The 14,390-nt window shown below is 69.8% G+C and carries 15 protein-coding genes; 10 read left to right on the plus strand and 5 right to left on the minus strand.

The genetic code is table 11. The features are described 5' to 3' along the window. Window positions 1–14 precede the first annotated feature (14 nt). Window positions 15–1,205, plus strand: a complete 1,191-nt coding sequence (locus EFA46_RS00385; RefSeq protein ID WP_123075840.1) for an MFS transporter — start codon at window positions 15–17, stop codon at window positions 1,203–1,205. Window positions 1,206–1,208: 3 nt separating this feature from the next. On the opposite strand, the gene EFA46_RS00390 is transcribed toward EFA46_RS00385, so the two are convergent. Then, window positions 1,209–3,179: a 3-hydroxyacyl-CoA dehydrogenase/enoyl-CoA hydratase family protein gene (locus EFA46_RS00390; RefSeq protein WP_123075838.1), complete on the minus strand. Its 1,971-nt coding sequence runs from the start codon at window positions 3,177–3,179 to the stop codon at window positions 1,209–1,211. An 86-nt stretch (window positions 3,180–3,265) separates the two neighbouring features. Between EFA46_RS00390 and EFA46_RS00395 the strand changes: the two genes are divergently transcribed. Next, a complete protein-coding gene (locus tag EFA46_RS00395) occupies window positions 3,266–3,844 on the plus strand; it encodes a DNA-3-methyladenine glycosylase (RefSeq protein WP_123075836.1) in 579 nt (192 codons plus the stop codon). Window positions 3,845–3,925: 81 nt separating this feature from the next. Here EFA46_RS00395 and EFA46_RS00400 read toward each other — a convergent pair whose 3' ends face one another. Continuing rightward, on the minus strand, window positions 3,926–5,278 hold the full coding sequence (locus EFA46_RS00400; RefSeq protein ID WP_123075834.1) for a RimK family alpha-L-glutamate ligase: 1,353 nt from the start codon (window positions 5,276–5,278) through the stop codon (window positions 3,926–3,928). Between the two features lie 139 nt (window positions 5,279–5,417). Here EFA46_RS00400 and EFA46_RS00405 point away from each other — a divergent pair, with 139 nt between their 5' ends. The 6 genes from EFA46_RS00405 (at window position 5,418) to EFA46_RS00430 (ending at window position 10,504) form a co-directional block, all read left to right on the plus strand. After that, window positions 5,418–6,440 (plus strand): succinylglutamate desuccinylase/aspartoacylase family protein, encoded by a 1,023-nt coding sequence (locus EFA46_RS00405; RefSeq protein ID WP_123075832.1) that lies wholly within the window; start codon window positions 5,418–5,420, stop codon window positions 6,438–6,440. Window positions 6,441–6,546: 106 nt separating this feature from the next. Further along, the gene (sdhC, locus tag EFA46_RS00410) at window positions 6,547–6,945 is read left to right on the plus strand and encodes a succinate dehydrogenase, cytochrome b556 subunit (RefSeq protein WP_123075830.1); all 399 of its coding nucleotides are present in this window, start codon (window positions 6,547–6,549) and stop codon (window positions 6,943–6,945) included. 2 nt (window positions 6,946–6,947) lie between these two features. Then, the gene (locus EFA46_RS00415; protein WP_123075819.1) at window positions 6,948–7,310 is read left to right on the plus strand and encodes a succinate dehydrogenase hydrophobic membrane anchor subunit; all 363 of its coding nucleotides are present in this window, start codon (window positions 6,948–6,950) and stop codon (window positions 7,308–7,310) included. A gap of 2 nt (window positions 7,311–7,312) precedes the next feature. Further along, the gene (locus tag EFA46_RS00420; protein ID WP_123075817.1) at window positions 7,313–8,158 is read left to right on the plus strand and encodes a succinate dehydrogenase/fumarate reductase iron-sulfur subunit; all 846 of its coding nucleotides are present in this window, start codon (window positions 7,313–7,315) and stop codon (window positions 8,156–8,158) included. A gap of 7 nt (window positions 8,159–8,165) precedes the next feature. Continuing rightward, the gene (locus EFA46_RS00425; RefSeq protein ID WP_123075815.1) at window positions 8,166–9,986 is read left to right on the plus strand and encodes an FAD-binding protein; all 1,821 of its coding nucleotides are present in this window, start codon (window positions 8,166–8,168) and stop codon (window positions 9,984–9,986) included. 47 nt (window positions 9,987–10,033) lie between these two features. Further along, a complete protein-coding gene (locus EFA46_RS00430) occupies window positions 10,034–10,504 on the plus strand; it encodes a GNAT family N-acetyltransferase (protein ID WP_123075813.1) in 471 nt (156 codons plus the stop codon). Here the strand turns inward: EFA46_RS00430 and EFA46_RS00435 are convergent. Genes EFA46_RS00435 through EFA46_RS00445 form a run of 3 tightly spaced genes read right to left on the minus strand, consistent with a single transcriptional unit; the run spans window position 10,501 to window position 13,069 of the window. Further along, on the minus strand, window positions 10,501–11,355 hold the full coding sequence (locus EFA46_RS00435) for a hypothetical protein (RefSeq protein WP_123075811.1): 855 nt from the start codon (window positions 11,353–11,355) through the stop codon (window positions 10,501–10,503). The two genes, EFA46_RS00430 and EFA46_RS00435, sit on opposite strands and share 4 nt — an antisense overlap. Before the next feature lie 7 nt (window positions 11,356–11,362). Beyond that, the gene (priS, locus tag EFA46_RS00440) at window positions 11,363–12,538 is read right to left on the minus strand and encodes a DNA primase small subunit PriS (RefSeq protein ID WP_123075809.1); all 1,176 of its coding nucleotides are present in this window, start codon (window positions 12,536–12,538) and stop codon (window positions 11,363–11,365) included. Between the two features lie 51 nt (window positions 12,539–12,589). After that, window positions 12,590–13,069 (minus strand): N-acetyltransferase, encoded by a 480-nt coding sequence (locus tag EFA46_RS00445; RefSeq protein ID WP_123075807.1) that lies wholly within the window; start codon window positions 13,067–13,069, stop codon window positions 12,590–12,592. Window positions 13,070–13,163: 94 nt separating this feature from the next. Here EFA46_RS00445 and EFA46_RS00450 point away from each other — a divergent pair, with 94 nt between their 5' ends. Together EFA46_RS00450 and EFA46_RS00455 are read left to right on the plus strand one after the other, a co-directional pair. Continuing rightward, window positions 13,164–13,943: a DUF502 domain-containing protein gene (locus EFA46_RS00450; protein ID WP_218182521.1), complete on the plus strand. Its 780-nt coding sequence runs from the start codon at window positions 13,164–13,166 to the stop codon at window positions 13,941–13,943. Continuing rightward, complete coding sequence (locus EFA46_RS00455; RefSeq protein ID WP_123075805.1) at window positions 13,940–14,377, plus strand: archease; 438 nt, start codon at window positions 13,940–13,942, stop codon at window positions 14,375–14,377. The genes EFA46_RS00450 and EFA46_RS00455 overlap by 4 nt, the downstream gene beginning before the upstream one ends. Window positions 14,378–14,390: the final 13 nt, after the last annotated feature.

A 14,390-nucleotide genomic window follows, 5' to 3' on the forward strand; every position in this document is an offset into this window, starting at 1 on the left:
GGACCGTCCGATAGATGACGATTCTCCCCTCTCTCAGACGATTCCGCCCCGGCGTGCTCGCCGCGGCGTTCGCGACGTACGTCGTGTTCCTCGGCATCGGGGTGGTCGACCCCGTCCTCCCGACCATCGCCGAGTCGATGGGCGCGACGCACACCATGGTCGAGTTGCTCTTCACCAGCTACATCCTCGTGATGTCGCTCGCGATGCTCGCCTCCGGTGCGGTGGCGACGCGCATCGGCGACAAGCGGACGATGGCGCTCGGCGTCGCGTTCGTCGCCGTCTTCGCGGGCCTCTGCGGGTTCGCGCCGAACATCGAGGTACTCGCTCTCCTGCGCGGCGGTTGGGGGCTCGGGAACGCCCTCTTCACGACGACCGCGCTCGCCATCGTCGTCGGTCTCTCCCGGGGCGACACCGGCTCCGCCATCACGCTCTTCGAGGGCGCGCTCGGCCTCGGCATCGCGTCGGGCCCACTCCTCGGGGGGTTCCTCGGGTCACTCTCCTGGCGCTACCCCTTCTATGCGGCGGCGACGATGGCCGCCATCGGCCTCTGCATCACCTACTTCGCCGTCGACTCACCCGAGGGCGAGGAGCGCGACCAGTCCGTCGCGGACGTCCTCGGAGCGCTGCGCGACCGCGCCGTCGTCGGGAACGCCACCGTCGGCCTCCTCTACACGTTCGGCTTCTTCGTCGTGCTCGCGTACACGCCGCTGACGCTCAGCGGCCTCTCCGCCGTCGGCCTCGGCCTCACCTTCTTCGGCTGGGGCGCGCTCCTCGCCGTCGGCTCTATCGGCGTCTCCCACCGCCTCGTCTCCCGCTACGGCGCCGTCACCGCCATCGGCGCGACGCTCGCCGGCTTCGTGCTCGTCCTCGCCGCAATGGGGGTCGTCGGCCCGCGAGGTCGGCTCGCCCTCGTCGTGGCTTCCGGGCTCCTCTGTGGAATCGCGAACGCCGTGCTGACGACGCTCGCAATCGACGTCTCCCCGTACTCGCGCTCGGTCTCCTCGGCCTCCTACAACTCCCTCCGGTGGTTCGGAGCGGCGTTCGCGCCCGTCGTCTCCGGCTACCTCGGGAGCACTTACGGCGCCGAGACGCCGTTCTTCCTCGGCGCGGGCGCCGTCGCCCTCGCGGTTCTCGGCCTGCTCGCTCGCGGCGACACCCTGCGGGCGGCCGTCGCCGCTCCCGAGGACGCCGCGACCGCCGACTGAGCGTTAGTTCCCCTCGAACTCCGGGTCGCGCTCGCCCATGAACGCCGTGATGCCCTCCATGAGGTCCTCCGTGTTCAGCAGTTGACCGAACGCCTGCGCCTCCACCTCGAGGCCGGCGTCGCGGCTCTCGCGGCCCGCGCGAATCGCGCGCTTCGTGTAGCGCTGGGCGACCGGCGGGCCCGCCGCGAGGTCGCGCGCGAGTTCGAACGCCCGCTCCTCAAGGCGGTCGGCCTCCACGACCTCGTTCAGGAAGCCGTACTCCGCCAGCTCCTCGGGCGAGTAGCGCTCGGCGGTGAGGATCAGCTCCGTCGCGCGTCCCTCCCCGACAATCTCGGGGAGGCGCTGCGTGCCGCCCCAGCCGGGCAGGAGGCCGATCTCGTGCTGGGTCATCCCGAACTCCGCGTCGTGGCTCCCCACGCGGAGGTCCGCGCACGCCGCGAGCTCCATTCCCCCGCCGAGACAGTGGCCCGTGATTCCGGCGACGACGGGCATGTCGCACTCCTCGAAGCGCGCGAACGCCCGCTGGCCCGCCCGCGAGAGCTCGACCGCCTCGATGGCGTCCGCGCTGCCCGCGATCCGCTCGACGTCCGCGCCCGCGCTGAACGCCTCGCCCGCACCCGTCACGAGGAGCGCGCGCACCTCCGGGTCGTCCGCGAGCGCGTCCACCGCCTCCTCAAGCTCGTCGAGGAGTTCGGCCGTGATGGTGTTCATCCGGTGCTCGCGCTCGAGCGTCACGTGCCCCACCCGGTCCCGTATCTCGAGGCTGATGTCGTTGAACGCCGTCTCCGCCTCGATCTCGGAGACCTCGTGGTGGAAGTTCTCGCCCCCGCCCGCGCGCCGAACGAGCTCCTCGGCGGGTGCGTAGCGGGGCGCGCCGGTCTCGCCCTGTACCTCCGCGAGCGTCTCGTAGAGGGCGACGAGGCCCGCGCGGTCAGCGAGCTTCGCCGGGCCCTCCGGGAAGCCCGCGCCGAGCATCAGCGCCTCGTCGACCTCCTCGGGGGTCGCGACGTCGTCGCCGACGAGCTTCGCCGTCTCGTTCGCCATCACCGCGAGCAAGCGGCGCTCGACGTCCTCGCGCACCGCGTCGGTCCGGATGTCCGAATCGGACTCCCCGTCGTAGTCGTAGAAGCCCGCGCCCGTCTTCCGACCGAGGGCGCCCGCCTGCACGCGCTCGTGAAAGGACGGACACGGCTCGTAGGCCGCGCCGAGTTCCTCGTGGAGGTAGTCGAGGACGTCCGCCACGACGTCGAGACCGATCCGGTCCGCGAGCCGGAACGCCCCGTTCGGCAGGCCGATGCCGTAGCGCGCCGTCGAATCCACCTCCGCGACCGTCGCGACGCCGTCGTGGACCAGCCACGCCGCCTCGTTCAACAGCGGGACGAGGACGCGGTTCACGACGAACCCCGGCGTGTCGTGGCCGACCTCGAGAGGGGTCTTCCCCATCGCCCGCGCGAGCCCCATCGCCGCCGCCACCGTCCCGTCGTGCGTCGACGCGCCCGGCACGACCTCGACGAGCTGCATGCGGACCGGCGGGTTGAAGAAGTGCATCCCGCAGAAGCGCTCGGGGCGCTCGAGGGCCTCCGAGAGCTCCGTCACCGAGAGCGCGGACGTGTTCGTCGCGACGACAGCGTCCGCTGGGACGTGCTGGCTCATCTCCCGGTAGACGTTCTTCTTCACGTCCATCTTCTCCGGCACCGACTCCACGACGACGTCCGCGTCGCTCACCGCCGCCTCAAGGTCCACCACGGGGTCGATGCGCTCGAGCGCGGCGTCCGCCTCGTCCGTCGTCAGCTCCTCTTTCTCGACGAGTTTCTCGAGGCTCCAGCGCGCCTTCTCGTAGCCCGCCTGCACGAACTCCTCCTTGATGTCGCGGAGGGCGACGTCGAACCCCGCGAGTGCGGCGACTTCGGCGATGCCGTGCCCCATCGTCCCGGCACCCAGAACCGCGACGTGCTCGATGTCCTCGGCGTCCATGCCGGACACTCACCACCCGACCCCCTGAACGTTGTGCCTCCCCCGGCGTCCGACAGACGTAGGCCGCTGGGACGCCTGCGCCCCGTATGGCCGACTCGGACACCACGGACCCCTACGCGGTCGTCCGCGACGACGACGCGCTCCGCCCGCTCTACGAGGCGCACGGCGAACTCGGACCCGAGCGCGCCGACGACCCCTTCGAGCGCCTCGTCGTCGCCGTCACCAACCAGTCCGTCTCCATGGACTCCGCGGCCGCCGTCCGCGAGCGCCTCCGCGACGTCGTCGACTTCGACCCCGCGAGCATCCGCGCCGCCGACGACGCCGCGCTCCGGGACGCCGGCCTCAGCGACACGAAGGTCCGCGCACTGAACGGCCTCGCCGAACGCTATCCCGAGGGCATCGACCACGACGACTTCGCCGACCACTCGAACGACGAGGTTCGGGCCGAACTCGGCGACGTCTACGGCGTCGGCGACTGGACGGCGGACATGTTCCTCCTCTTCGCGCTCGGGCGCGAGGACGTCTTCCCCGTCGGCGATTTGGGCGTTCGGAAGGGCATGCAGACCCTCTACGGCCACGAGTCGCGCGCGGAGATGCGCGAGCACGCCGCGACCTGGAAGCCCTACCGGAGCTACGCGACCCGCTACGTCTGGAAGGCGCAATAGGGCGGCACCGCGTTACTCGCGCCTCACTCCGTTCAGCGCTCGCCTTTTCGCGGCGCCCTCGCTAGCGCTCGGTTGCCGCGTTTACTCCAGCGACTCCTCCTCTTCCTCGTCGGCGTCGGGCGTCTCCGCCTCCTCGAAGCGCCGCGTGACGTCCACCTGATAGTGCTTGAGGATGTCGCGCCCGAGGAGGAGCGGGTAGTCCATGTGCGAGCGGTCTTCGAGGCTCGCGGCGACGGTGTGGCGGTCGCCCCCAACGGCGACGACGATGTCGACGACGGGCCGGGACTTCCCGGACTTCACGCTCCCCGACTTCACCTTCGTCATCGACTTGATCGGGCCGGCGCCGATCTTCGCGGCGAACTTCGTGTCTATCGACGTGCGGGAGGCGCCGGTGTCGGACTTCGCGACGATGCGCTCGGTGCCGCTCGTCCCCGACACCAGCACCTCCTCCGTGTAGCCGACGACCTGATTCGGCTCGACTGACTCCGCGGCCCGTCGGGGCATCCCGCGCGGCGTCGACGTGTCGAGGCGGCCCGCGAGCTCCTCGACGCGGGCGTCGTCCACCTCGCCGCCGGCGGTCTCGATGGCGAGCTTCGCGATGTGGGGCGCGGGGCTGATGTTGGTCGCCTGGTAGAGGCCCTTGAAGCCCGCCGTCGGGTTCACCTCGAGGACGAACCAGCCGTCCTCGCCCTCGACGATGTCGACGCCGGCGTAGTCGAGGCCGACGACTTCGGCGGCCTCGGCCGCCATCTCCTCGACCTCCTCGGGGAGGTCCGGGACGCCCTCGACGCTCCCGCCGAGCGCGACGTTCGTCCGCCAGTCGTTGTCGGGCGCGTAGCGCCGCATCGCGCCGACGACCTCGCCGTTCACGACGTAGATGCGCAGGTCCGCGTGCTTCTCGCCGTCACGCTCGATGAGCGACTGGAGGAACGCGTAGCGCTCCCCGACGACCGGGTTCACGTCCTCGTCGCGGCCCACCTTCCACGTCCCGCCGCCGTGCGTCCCGATGGCCGTCTTGTAGACGGCTTCGTCGCCGAAGCGCCCGCGCTCCCCGTTGAGGTTGTCCGCGTCGAGCGCGAGCAGGGCGTCCGGCACCGGGACGCCGGCCTCGGCGAGCGCCGCCGCCGTCGAGAACTTGTGGAACGCCGTCAGCACGTGCTGTGGCTCGTTCAGCGTCGGGCGCAGCTGCGAGAGCGTGTTCACGATGCCGAGGAGCTCGCAGGGCTGTTCGGTGTTCGAGAGCAACATCCGGTTCGCGACGACGTCGACGTCGGGGTCGAGGACGGCCTCGCCGTCCTCGATGGAGACGCTGAGGTTCTCCTCGCGGAGCCAGACGCCGCGATGGCCGAGGTCCTCGACGGCGTTCAGGATGGCTTTCGACTCCTTGCTCGTGTGGAGGCTGAGCACTCCGACGCTCACGTGCTCGTCAGTCATTAGTCGCAGTCGGGGACGCCGCGCCAAAACGGTGCCGGGATGCGTCGCCACGCGAGCGACGGGGCACGCCCGCGTCGGCGGTCGCCGCATCCGTCGGTTTCGTCGCCCCATTTATACGCACGCCGACCCGAAGGCGGGTATGGCAGACGGCGCGTTCACCTATCAGGGCGGCCGGGTCGACCCGGGGGAGGCACAGAACCTCCGGTACTCCATCAGCGAGACCTATCTCGGCGACCCCATCCGGGTGCCGGTGACGATCCTGAACGGGGCCGAACCCGGGCCGACCGTCTTCCTCTCGGCGGCCATCCACGGCGACGAACTGAACGGCATCGAGGTCGTGCGGACGGTCGCACAGGACTGGTCGCACGCGGACCTCCGGGGCACCCTCGTCTGCCTCCCCGTCATCAACGTCCCCGGGTTCATCGCCCAACAGCGCTACCTCCCCGTCTACGACCGGGACCTGAACCGCTCGTTCCCCGGGAGCGCGGACGGCACGAGCGCGAGCCGGATGGCCGCCCAGATATTCTCGAACTTCATCGAGCCCTGCGACTACGGCCTCGACTTCCACACGTCGACGCGCGGCCGGACGAACATGCTTCACGTCCGCGCGGACATGGACGACGAGGCCGCCGGCCGGCTCGCGCGCGCGTTCGGCTCGAACGTCATCATCGACAGCGCCGGCCCGTCCGGGTCGCTCCGGGGCGCCGCCTGCGAGGCCGGTACGCCCACCATCACCGTCGAGATGGGGCAGGCCCACCGCTTCGAGCGCGGCTTCATCGACCGCGCGCTCGACGGCGTCGCGTCCGTCCTCGCCGAGTACGGCGCCCACCCCACAGACCTCGTGCGCTGGCCGGGCTGGCGGACGGTCGTCGACCGCGACGAGAAGACGTGGCTGCGCGCGGACGCCGGCGGCATCGTCGAGCTCCTCCACGACCGCGGCGACCTCGTCCGGGAGGGCGACGTCGTCGCCACCATCACCAACCCGTTCAAGACCGACACGGTGCGCATCACCGCGCCGTTCGACGGCGTGCTCGTCGGCGTCCTCGAGAACCCCGTCGTCTACCCGGGGAACCCGCTCTGTCACCTCGTCGAACTCGACGACGCGTCCATCCGGGCGTACGAACGCGCCCGGAACGGCGACTGCCGAGACGAGCCGCGATAGGTACTGAGAGGCCCCGATGCCCGCCGTCTCGACGGCGTTCGTGATACCGTCCCATCGTGCTCGCTTAGAAACTTCTATGTGCGCCCGGTAAGGAGGTGCGAACGGTATGAGTCAGTCGTACGACCGGGGCCTCGTCGAGGACTTCGGCCGGTGGCGGGAGTTCTCCGCCGGCATGTGGGCCTGGGTGTTCCACAAATTCACGGGATGGGTACTCATCGGGTACCTGTTCACCCACATCGCCGTGCTCAGCTCCGCGCTGAGCGGGCAGGCAGCCTACACGAACACGCTTCAGGGCCTCGAAGCGATCGCGATCGTCCGGGTGTTGGAGATCGGCCTCCTCGCCGTCGCCGTCTTCCACATCCTCAACGGGATCAGACTCCTCTTCGTCGACCTCGGAGTCGGTCTCGATCTCGAAACGCAGGAGAAGAGCTTCTACGCGTCGCTGATCCTCACCGGGATCATCGTCGTCGCGAGCGTGCCGGTCTTCATCGAGGGGGCGTTCTGACCATGGCGGAACGCTACTCCTCGTTCAACCGCGGCGGCACCCGCTGGTTCCTCCAGCGCGTCACGGCGGCGTTCCTCGTCGTCACGCTCGCCTTCCACTTCTACCTCCTCCACTTCGTCAACCACGCGCCGGAGATCACCTTCGCGGGCAGCGCCGGGCGCTACAGCGTCCCCATCTACTTCATCACGATGGTGCTGTTCCTCGCCGCCGCGACGTTCCACGGCGTGAACGGCATCTACAACGCCCTCGTGAACCAGGGCGTCACCGGCACGCCGAAGCGCGCCGCGAAGTGGGTACTGGGTATCGCGGGCGTCCTCCTCTTCGTGCAGGGCGTGCGCGTCGCACTCGTCCTCATGGGAGCCTAACAATGAGCACACAGACACCAGACACCGACACCGACGACACGGACCCGCAGGCCGAACGGATGGCTCGCAAGGAAGCGCGCGCCGAAGAGCGCGACGACGCGTCCTCCGCGCCCGACGTGGGCGAGGACGCGATCACGCTCAAGGTCTTCCGCTACGACCCGGAGGTCGCGGAGAAGCAGGAGCCGCGCTTCGACACGTTCCACGTCCCCCGCGAACCCGGTATCACCGTCCTCGACGCGCTCATCTACGCCCGCGACACGTACGACTCCAGTCTGACCTTCCGGCACTCCTGCCGGCAGGCGGTCTGCGGGAGCGACGCGCTGTTCATCAACGGCACGCAGCGCCTCGGCTGTCAGACGCAGGTCGCCGACCTTGAGGACTCCGAGACGGTGCGCGTCGAGCCGCTCCCGCACCGCGACGTCGTCAAGGACCTCGTCGTGGACATGGACCACTTCTACGACCAGATGCACGCCGTCGAGCCCTACTTCAGCCCCACCGAGGAGCCCGAGGGCGAGCAGCTGCAGTCCCGGGAGAACCGCGAGAAGATCAAGATGAGCACGCGCTGCATCTGGTGTGGCGCCTGCATGTCCTCCTGCAACATCGCCGCCGGCGACAACGAGTATCTCGGCCCGGCGGCCATCAACAAGGCGTATCGCTTCTACTTCGACGAGCGCGAGGACGACGAGCGCCAGGAGGAACGCCTGAAGATCATCGAGCAGGAGCACGGCGTCTGGCGCTGTCAGACCCAGTTCTCCTGCACGACCGTCTGCCCGAAGGACATCCCGCTCACGGAGCACATTCAGGAACTGAAGCGCGAAGCCGTCAAGCAGAATCTCAAATTCTGGTGATATACTAATGCACGAACACGACGTCATCGTCGTCGGTGGCGGCGGCGCGGGACTCCGCGCGGCCATCGGCGCACACGAGGCCGGCGCGGACGTGGCAATCGTCACGAAACTCCACCCGGTGCGCTCGCACACGGGCGCCGCCGAGGGCGGCATCAACGCCGCGCTCCGCGAGGGCGACGACTGGGAGCTGCACGCCTACGACACCGTCAAGGGCGGCGACTACCTCACGGACGCGCCCGCCGCCGAAACGCTCGCGCAGGACGCCCCCGACAACGTCGTCCAGCTCGAGAACTGGGGGATGCCCTTCAGTCGCGAGGAGGACGGCCGGATGAGCCAGCGCCCCTTCGGTGGGCTCTCCTTCCCCCGCACGACGTACGCGGGCGCCGAGACCGGCCACCACCTCCTGCACACGCTCTACGAGCAGGTCGTCAAGCGCGGCATCACGGTCTACGACGAGTGGTACGTCACCCGCCTCGCGGTGACGGACGAGGACGACCCCGCCGACCGCGAGTGTTACGGCTGCGTCGCGTGGGACATCCAGACCGGCGAAATCGCGGGCTTCCGCGGGCGCGACGGCGTCATCCTCGCGACCGGCGGCGACGGGCAGGTCTTCGACCACACGACGAACGCCGTCGCGAACACCGCCGACGGCGTCGCGATGGCGTATCGCGTCGGCGTCCCCATCGAGGACATGGAGTTCGTCCAGTTCCACCCGACGACGCTCCCCTCCACGGGGGTGCTCATCTCCGAGGGGACGCGCGGCGAGGGCGGCATCCTCTACAACGACGAGGGCGAGCGCCTCATGTTCGAGTACGGCTACGCGACGAACGACGGCGAGCTCGCCAGTCGGGACGTCGTCTCGCGCGCCGAACTCACCGAGATCAACGCCGGGCGCGGCGTCGAGGACGAGTACGTCCACCTCGACATGCGCCACCTCGGCGAGGAGCGCATCATGGACCGCCTCGAGAACATCCTCCACCTCGCCGAGGACTTCGAGGGCGTCGACGGCCTCGAGAAGCCGATGCCGGTCAAGCCCGGCCATCACTACGAGATGGGCGGCATCGAGACGAACGAGAACGGCGAGACCGTCGTCGACGGCCTCTACGCGGTCGGCGAGGCCGCCTGCGTCTCCGTCCACGGCTCGAACCGGCTCGGCGGGAACGCCCTCCCCGAACTCATCGTCTTCGGCGCGCGCGCGGGACAGCACGCCGCCGGCGAGGACGTCGGCGAACCCGAGATTCCCGTCGGCAAGCGCGGTGAGGGCATCGAGGAGAGCGACGTCGACTTCCCCGTCGAACCCGGCGCGCTCAGCGCGTCCTCCGCCGTCGTCTCCGGCGACGGCGCCGACGACGTCATCGCCAACGCCGTCGAGGCGGAGACCGAGCGCATCGACGGCCTCCTCGAGAAGGAGGAGGGCGTCAACCACGCCGAGGTCCGCTCGAAGATCCAGCGGACGATGACGGACAACGTCAACGTCTTCCGCACCGAGGACGGCATCGAGGAGGCCCTCGAAGTCATCCGGGAGGCCCGCGAGGAGTACGAGGACGTCTACGTCGCCGACAACTCCCGCACCTTCAACACCGACCTCCAGCACACCATCGAGACCCGGAACGTCATCGACGTCGCGGAGACCATCGCGATGGGCGCGCTCGCGCGCGAGGAGTTCCGTGGCGCGCACTGGCGCAAGGAGCACCAGGAGCGCAAGGACGACGAGTGGCTCAAGCACACCTGCATCTCGTGGAACAACGGGACCCCGGACCTCTGGTACCGCCCCGTCCTCCTCGAGGGCGAGAACCAGACGTACGAGCCCAAAGAGCGCCACTACTAGCGCTCGGGTTCCGCAAGCCGTTTTTCCGCGCCGCCCGTAGCGAGCGCATGGAGATCACGCCGCTGCGCGACGTCGACCTCGACGCCTTCGTCGACGAGCTGTGGCTGCCCGCCCAGCGCGAGCTCGCGGCGATGACGTCGTACACGCTCGCGGACGACATCCGCGCGGGCGGCGTCTCGTACCACCGCAAGCGCCTCGACAGCGACGACGCCATCACGTACGTCGGCTCGCTCGGCGACGACCTCGTCGCGCACGTGAGCGCGGCCGTGCAGACGCCGTCACCGGTCTACGAGCAGATCCGCGAGTGCCACGTCGGCGAGCTCTACGTCGACGGCTCGATCCGGCGTCGCGGCGCCGCGCGGGCGCTCCTCGACGCCGCCGAGCAGTGGGGGCGCGCGATGGACTGCGAGCGCCTCGATTTGAACGTCGACGTCCAGAACGAGGCGGCGCGCGAGCTCTACGAGGACGTCGGCTATCGCGCTGAACGGCAGAACATGAAGAAGCCGCTGGACGACTAGTCGAGGCGCTCGGCGGCGTCGCGCTCGACGAGCGGGTCGACGTTCTCCTCGGGGAGGGTGACGACGTCGTCGGCTTCGAGCGTGTACGTGCGGTCGTCGACACCGTATATCTCCCCGACGTCGCGCGTGATCTGGACGGTCGCGCGCTCGACGCCCGCCGTCTCGGCGTCGTCGTCGGCGTCGCCGGCCGCTTCGTCGCCGGCGTCACCGTCCGCGTCCGCATCGGCCTCGACGTCAGTGTCCGCGAACTCCTCGCCGCCGCCCATCGCCGCGGCCGCCGTCGACGGGTCGCTCTCGGTCGCGTCGGCGTCCTCCGAGCCGGCGGTGGGTTCCTCGGGCTCGGGCGGCGGGGAGGGCGCGTCCATCCCCGACGCGCGGTCGTTCACGACGTCGGCGGGGTCCGGCGAGGCGTCGCCCTCCGGGGGCGCGTGCGCGTCCGGGCCGGACGACGTCGCGGCGTCCGCGTCGCCGGCGAGCACGTCGAGGACGTGCGATTTGTTCTCCTCGATCCGCTCGACGAGGTCGGTGTAGAGGTCGCGCTCCTCCTCGGTGAGCCCCTCGGCGTCCGACCCCATGCCGGCGGCCGCGAGGCTCGCCTGCTTGACGATCTTGCCCATGCGGCGCTCGTAGATGGCTTCGGCGACCTGCTCTGCGGTCTCGATCTCGTCCGTGAGCGACTGGACCTCGTCGTCGCCGAAGGGGTCGTCGGCGGCCTCGGCGGCCTGCCGACGCCGCTCGCGCAACTCGCCGATGTAGTCCGCGACCTCCTGGTAGAAGGAGTCCCGGAGGTCCTGCAGTCCGTCCGACGTCCGTTCGCGCGTCTGTGCCGCGCGGAGTTCTTCGATGTTCATCGGGTACTCATTCCGTCGCCTTCTCCGCCCAGCCGCGAGCCATCAGGAAGACGCCCGCGTACTCCGGTAGTGTCTGCTCGCCCGGCGCGACCGTAATCGTTTCGCCGCGGAACCCGAGTTCGTACTCGCGCTCGACGTCGACGCGGATGTCGTGGCCGACGAACGTCTCTGGGACGGCGTCGTCGAGCGGGTCGAAGGCCGCGAGGTCGTCGCGCTCGATGGGGACGACTTCGAGGCCGCTCCCGCCGTGCAGCGACCCGGGGAGACGGATGAGGCGGTGGGTGTCCGTCGTCACCGGTTCGTCGATGGGGGCCTCCTCGGCGTCGACGGCCTCGGCGACGAGCTGGCGCGCGACCGTGAGGAACGCGGGGTGGACGTCGACGTTCCCCGAGCGCACCGCCTCCGTGTTGTTCTGCACGACGTTCAGGACGCTCTCGGCGCGCCCCTCGCCGACGCCGTCGAACGTCCGAAGGTGGAGGATGGCGTCCTCCTCGTCCATCGCGAGCAACTCGTCGACGAACGCATCAATGTGTTCGACGACGCGGCGGCCCCACCCGCCCTCGGTCGGGAGCGTGCGCCGCGTCGTCGGGTTCTGGAGGCCGAGGCCGCCGACCGCCTCCTCCGTGATGAGCTCCTCGAACTCGATGCCGTTCCCGCGAACGTAGTCGACGATTTCGCGGCGGTGGTCGCGCTCCAGCGGGAAGACGGACTCGTCCCGAACGTGGACGTGGTAGCCGCGTCCGCCGGAGAAGACGACCGTGAGGTCGTCGAAGCCGAAGTCGCGGTCGAGGAAGTCGAGGAGCTTCACGAGCGCGTCCTTGCTCTTCGCGAGCATCTCCGCGTACGTGTCCTCGCCGAGCGTGACAGTCGGTAAGTGGTCGGCGTCGATGTCGAAGACGAGGTCGGAGCCGAGCCAGTCCTTCTCCACCATCGTCGAGGCGCCCGGCGTCTCGTAGTGGCCGGCGGAGAAGTAGACGTGACGCGGGCGCTTGCGCCGGAGGAAGTCCTCGACGTTCCCGAGGTCGAGGAGGTCGCGGTGGCGGACCATCGTCTCGTCCGGGCCGTCCGTCCACGGGATGTAGCCCCACTCGCGCGCGTCCGCGTCGGGCGGGAGCGCGACGTCGGCGCGGCGGTAGTGGTCGCGGAACCGCCCGCGCAGGTACGCTCGCGTTCGCTCCTCCATAGCTCTCGAAGCGTAGGACGCGTAGCGGAAAAAGACGTGTCGGTCTCGCCGTCAGCGCCGGAGGTACTCGGAGAGTTTCTCGCGGATGCCCTCGCGCTCGCCGAGACGGAGGTAGTAGGCGGTCTCGCCGTCCTCGTAGTAGTTCTCGATCTCGCGGACGATCTCGAAGCCGAGATGCCGGTAGAAGTCGAGGGCGTTCGCGTTGGAGACGCGGGCGTGACAGGAGACGGAGTCGGCGTCCTCGGCGACGGCGGCGACGAGGCGCTCGCCGAACCCCTCGCCCTGATAGGCGGGGTCGACGGCGAGGAAGAGGATGTAGCCGTCGTGGCGGGCGGCGGCGAAGCCGACGAGGTCGTCGTCGGGGGTGACGTAGGCGTAGACGGTTGCGCGCCGGTAGGCGTTCGCGAAGAAGCCGTGGCGCTGACGGAGCAGGCCGTGCTCGGCGCGGATGCGTTCCTTGAGGTCCCACGCCTGCTCAAGGAGGTCGTCGCTGCCCCGTGGAACCACCCGTTTCTCGACCGTGACGCTCACTGTGACCCCGTAGCCCGTCACGGAATATAGTTCCACCGTCACTCCCGACGTGATGCCACAACCCTTTCGGTCGCCGGTCGCGGAGTCCTACGCAATGTCCATGGACGGGTCCCGCGCGGGCCGCGAGCGGATGCAGGCCGCGGGCGAGTCGGTCGTCGCACGGGTCAGGGAGGCGTTCCTGACCGGCATCGCCGTGATGGTCCCCATTCTCATCACGCTCTACGTTCTCAGCACGGCGTTCGGCATCTTCACCGACATCCTCGATCCGCTGGCGCGCGCCCTCCAGCAGCTCGACGTCGCGGCGCAGAGCCGCTTCATCATCGTCGAGGCCACCGCCGCGATACTCCTCGTCACGGTGACGCTCGCCGTCGGCTTCATGGCGACGTTCAGCTCGGGCGAGCGCGCCCTCGAGTACTTCGACCTCCTCATCGAGCGCATCCCCGGCGTGGGCTCCGTCTACACGAGCTTCCGGCAGATGAGCGACGTGATGCTCGAGTCGGACGCGGAGAACTTTCGGAAGGTCGTCCTCGTCGAGTACCCGCACGACGGCGCGTACACGCTCGGCTTCGAGACCGTCCGGACGCCCGAGGCGATACGGGACGCGGCGGGCGAGGAGGGCCTGCGGACGCTCTTCCTCCCGCTCGCGCCGAACCCCGTGATGGGCGGCTTTCTCGCGCACGTCCCGGAGAGCCGCATCATGGACGTGGACATGACCGTCGAGGAGGGGATGCGAACCGTCATCACGACCGGTGTCGCGGTCGCTGACTCCGAGGAGGCGGCGGGCCTCTCCCGCGAGCAGCTCGAACAGCTCGGCGGCGTGAACGTCGCGGAGAACTTCCCGAGCGAGAGCGAGCGCGAGGGCGAGGAGCGATGAGCCGGGCGTTCGAGCTGCGCGAGCACACGGCGGACGTGGCCGTCGAGGCGCACGGTGCGACGCTCGGCGACGCCTTCGCGGCGGTCGCGGACGGGATGGCGGCCGCGATGTGCGACGACGTCCCGGAGACGGACGCGGAGCGCTTCACCGTCGAGGTGCGCGCCTCCACGAATAAGCGCCTCCTCTTCGACTACCTCGACGCGCTCATCTACGAGCGCGACGTCCGGGGCGTCCTCCCCGTGGCGAACGAGGCGTCCGTGGCGTATGGCGACGACGGCGCGGACGGGGACGAGCCGTGGGCGCTCGACGCGTCGGCGGCCGGCGTCCCCCTGAGCGAGGTCGCGGCGCGCGACCTGAAGGCGGTGACGTTCTCGGAGATGCGGATCGAGGAGCGCGACGGCGCGTGGGAGGCGTACGTCGTCTTCGACGTCTGAGCGGACGCGAACG

It is taken from the genome of Halarchaeum sp. CBA1220 (assembly GCF_003721175.2).
Taxonomy (GTDB): Archaea; Halobacteriota; Halobacteria; order Halobacteriales; family Halobacteriaceae; genus Halarchaeum; species Halarchaeum grantii.

Coding starts and splice junctions, on each gene's coding strand:
- EFA46_RS00435 (WP_123075811.1), bottom strand. CDS start 11,355: ATGAACATCGAAGAACTCCGCGCGGCACAGACGCGCGAACGGACGTCG.
- EFA46_RS00400 (WP_123075834.1), bottom strand. CDS start 5,278: ATGACTGACGAGCACGTGAGCGTCGGAGTGCTCAGCCTCCACACGAGC.
- EFA46_RS00395 (WP_123075836.1), top strand. CDS start 3,266: ATGGCCGACTCGGACACCACGGACCCCTACGCGGTCGTCCGCGACGAC.
- sdhC (WP_123075830.1), top strand. CDS start 6,547: ATGAGTCAGTCGTACGACCGGGGCCTCGTCGAGGACTTCGGCCGGTGG.
- EFA46_RS00455 (WP_123075805.1), top strand. CDS start 13,940: ATGAGCCGGGCGTTCGAGCTGCGCGAGCACACGGCGGACGTGGCCGTC.
- EFA46_RS00425 (WP_123075815.1), top strand. CDS start 8,166: ATGCACGAACACGACGTCATCGTCGTCGGTGGCGGCGGCGCGGGACTC.
- EFA46_RS00390 (WP_123075838.1), bottom strand. CDS start 3,179: ATGGACGCCGAGGACATCGAGCACGTCGCGGTTCTGGGTGCCGGGACG.
- EFA46_RS00450 (WP_218182521.1), top strand. CDS start 13,164: ATGTCCATGGACGGGTCCCGCGCGGGCCGCGAGCGGATGCAGGCCGCG.
- priS (WP_123075809.1), bottom strand. CDS start 12,538: ATGGAGGAGCGAACGCGAGCGTACCTGCGCGGGCGGTTCCGCGACCAC.
- EFA46_RS00415 (WP_123075819.1), top strand. CDS start 6,948: ATGGCGGAACGCTACTCCTCGTTCAACCGCGGCGGCACCCGCTGGTTC.
- EFA46_RS00430 (WP_123075813.1), top strand. CDS start 10,034: ATGGAGATCACGCCGCTGCGCGACGTCGACCTCGACGCCTTCGTCGAC.
- EFA46_RS00420 (WP_123075817.1), top strand. CDS start 7,313: ATGAGCACACAGACACCAGACACCGACACCGACGACACGGACCCGCAG.
- EFA46_RS00385 (WP_123075840.1), top strand. CDS start 15: ATGACGATTCTCCCCTCTCTCAGACGATTCCGCCCCGGCGTGCTCGCC.
- EFA46_RS00405 (WP_123075832.1), top strand. CDS start 5,418: ATGGCAGACGGCGCGTTCACCTATCAGGGCGGCCGGGTCGACCCGGGG.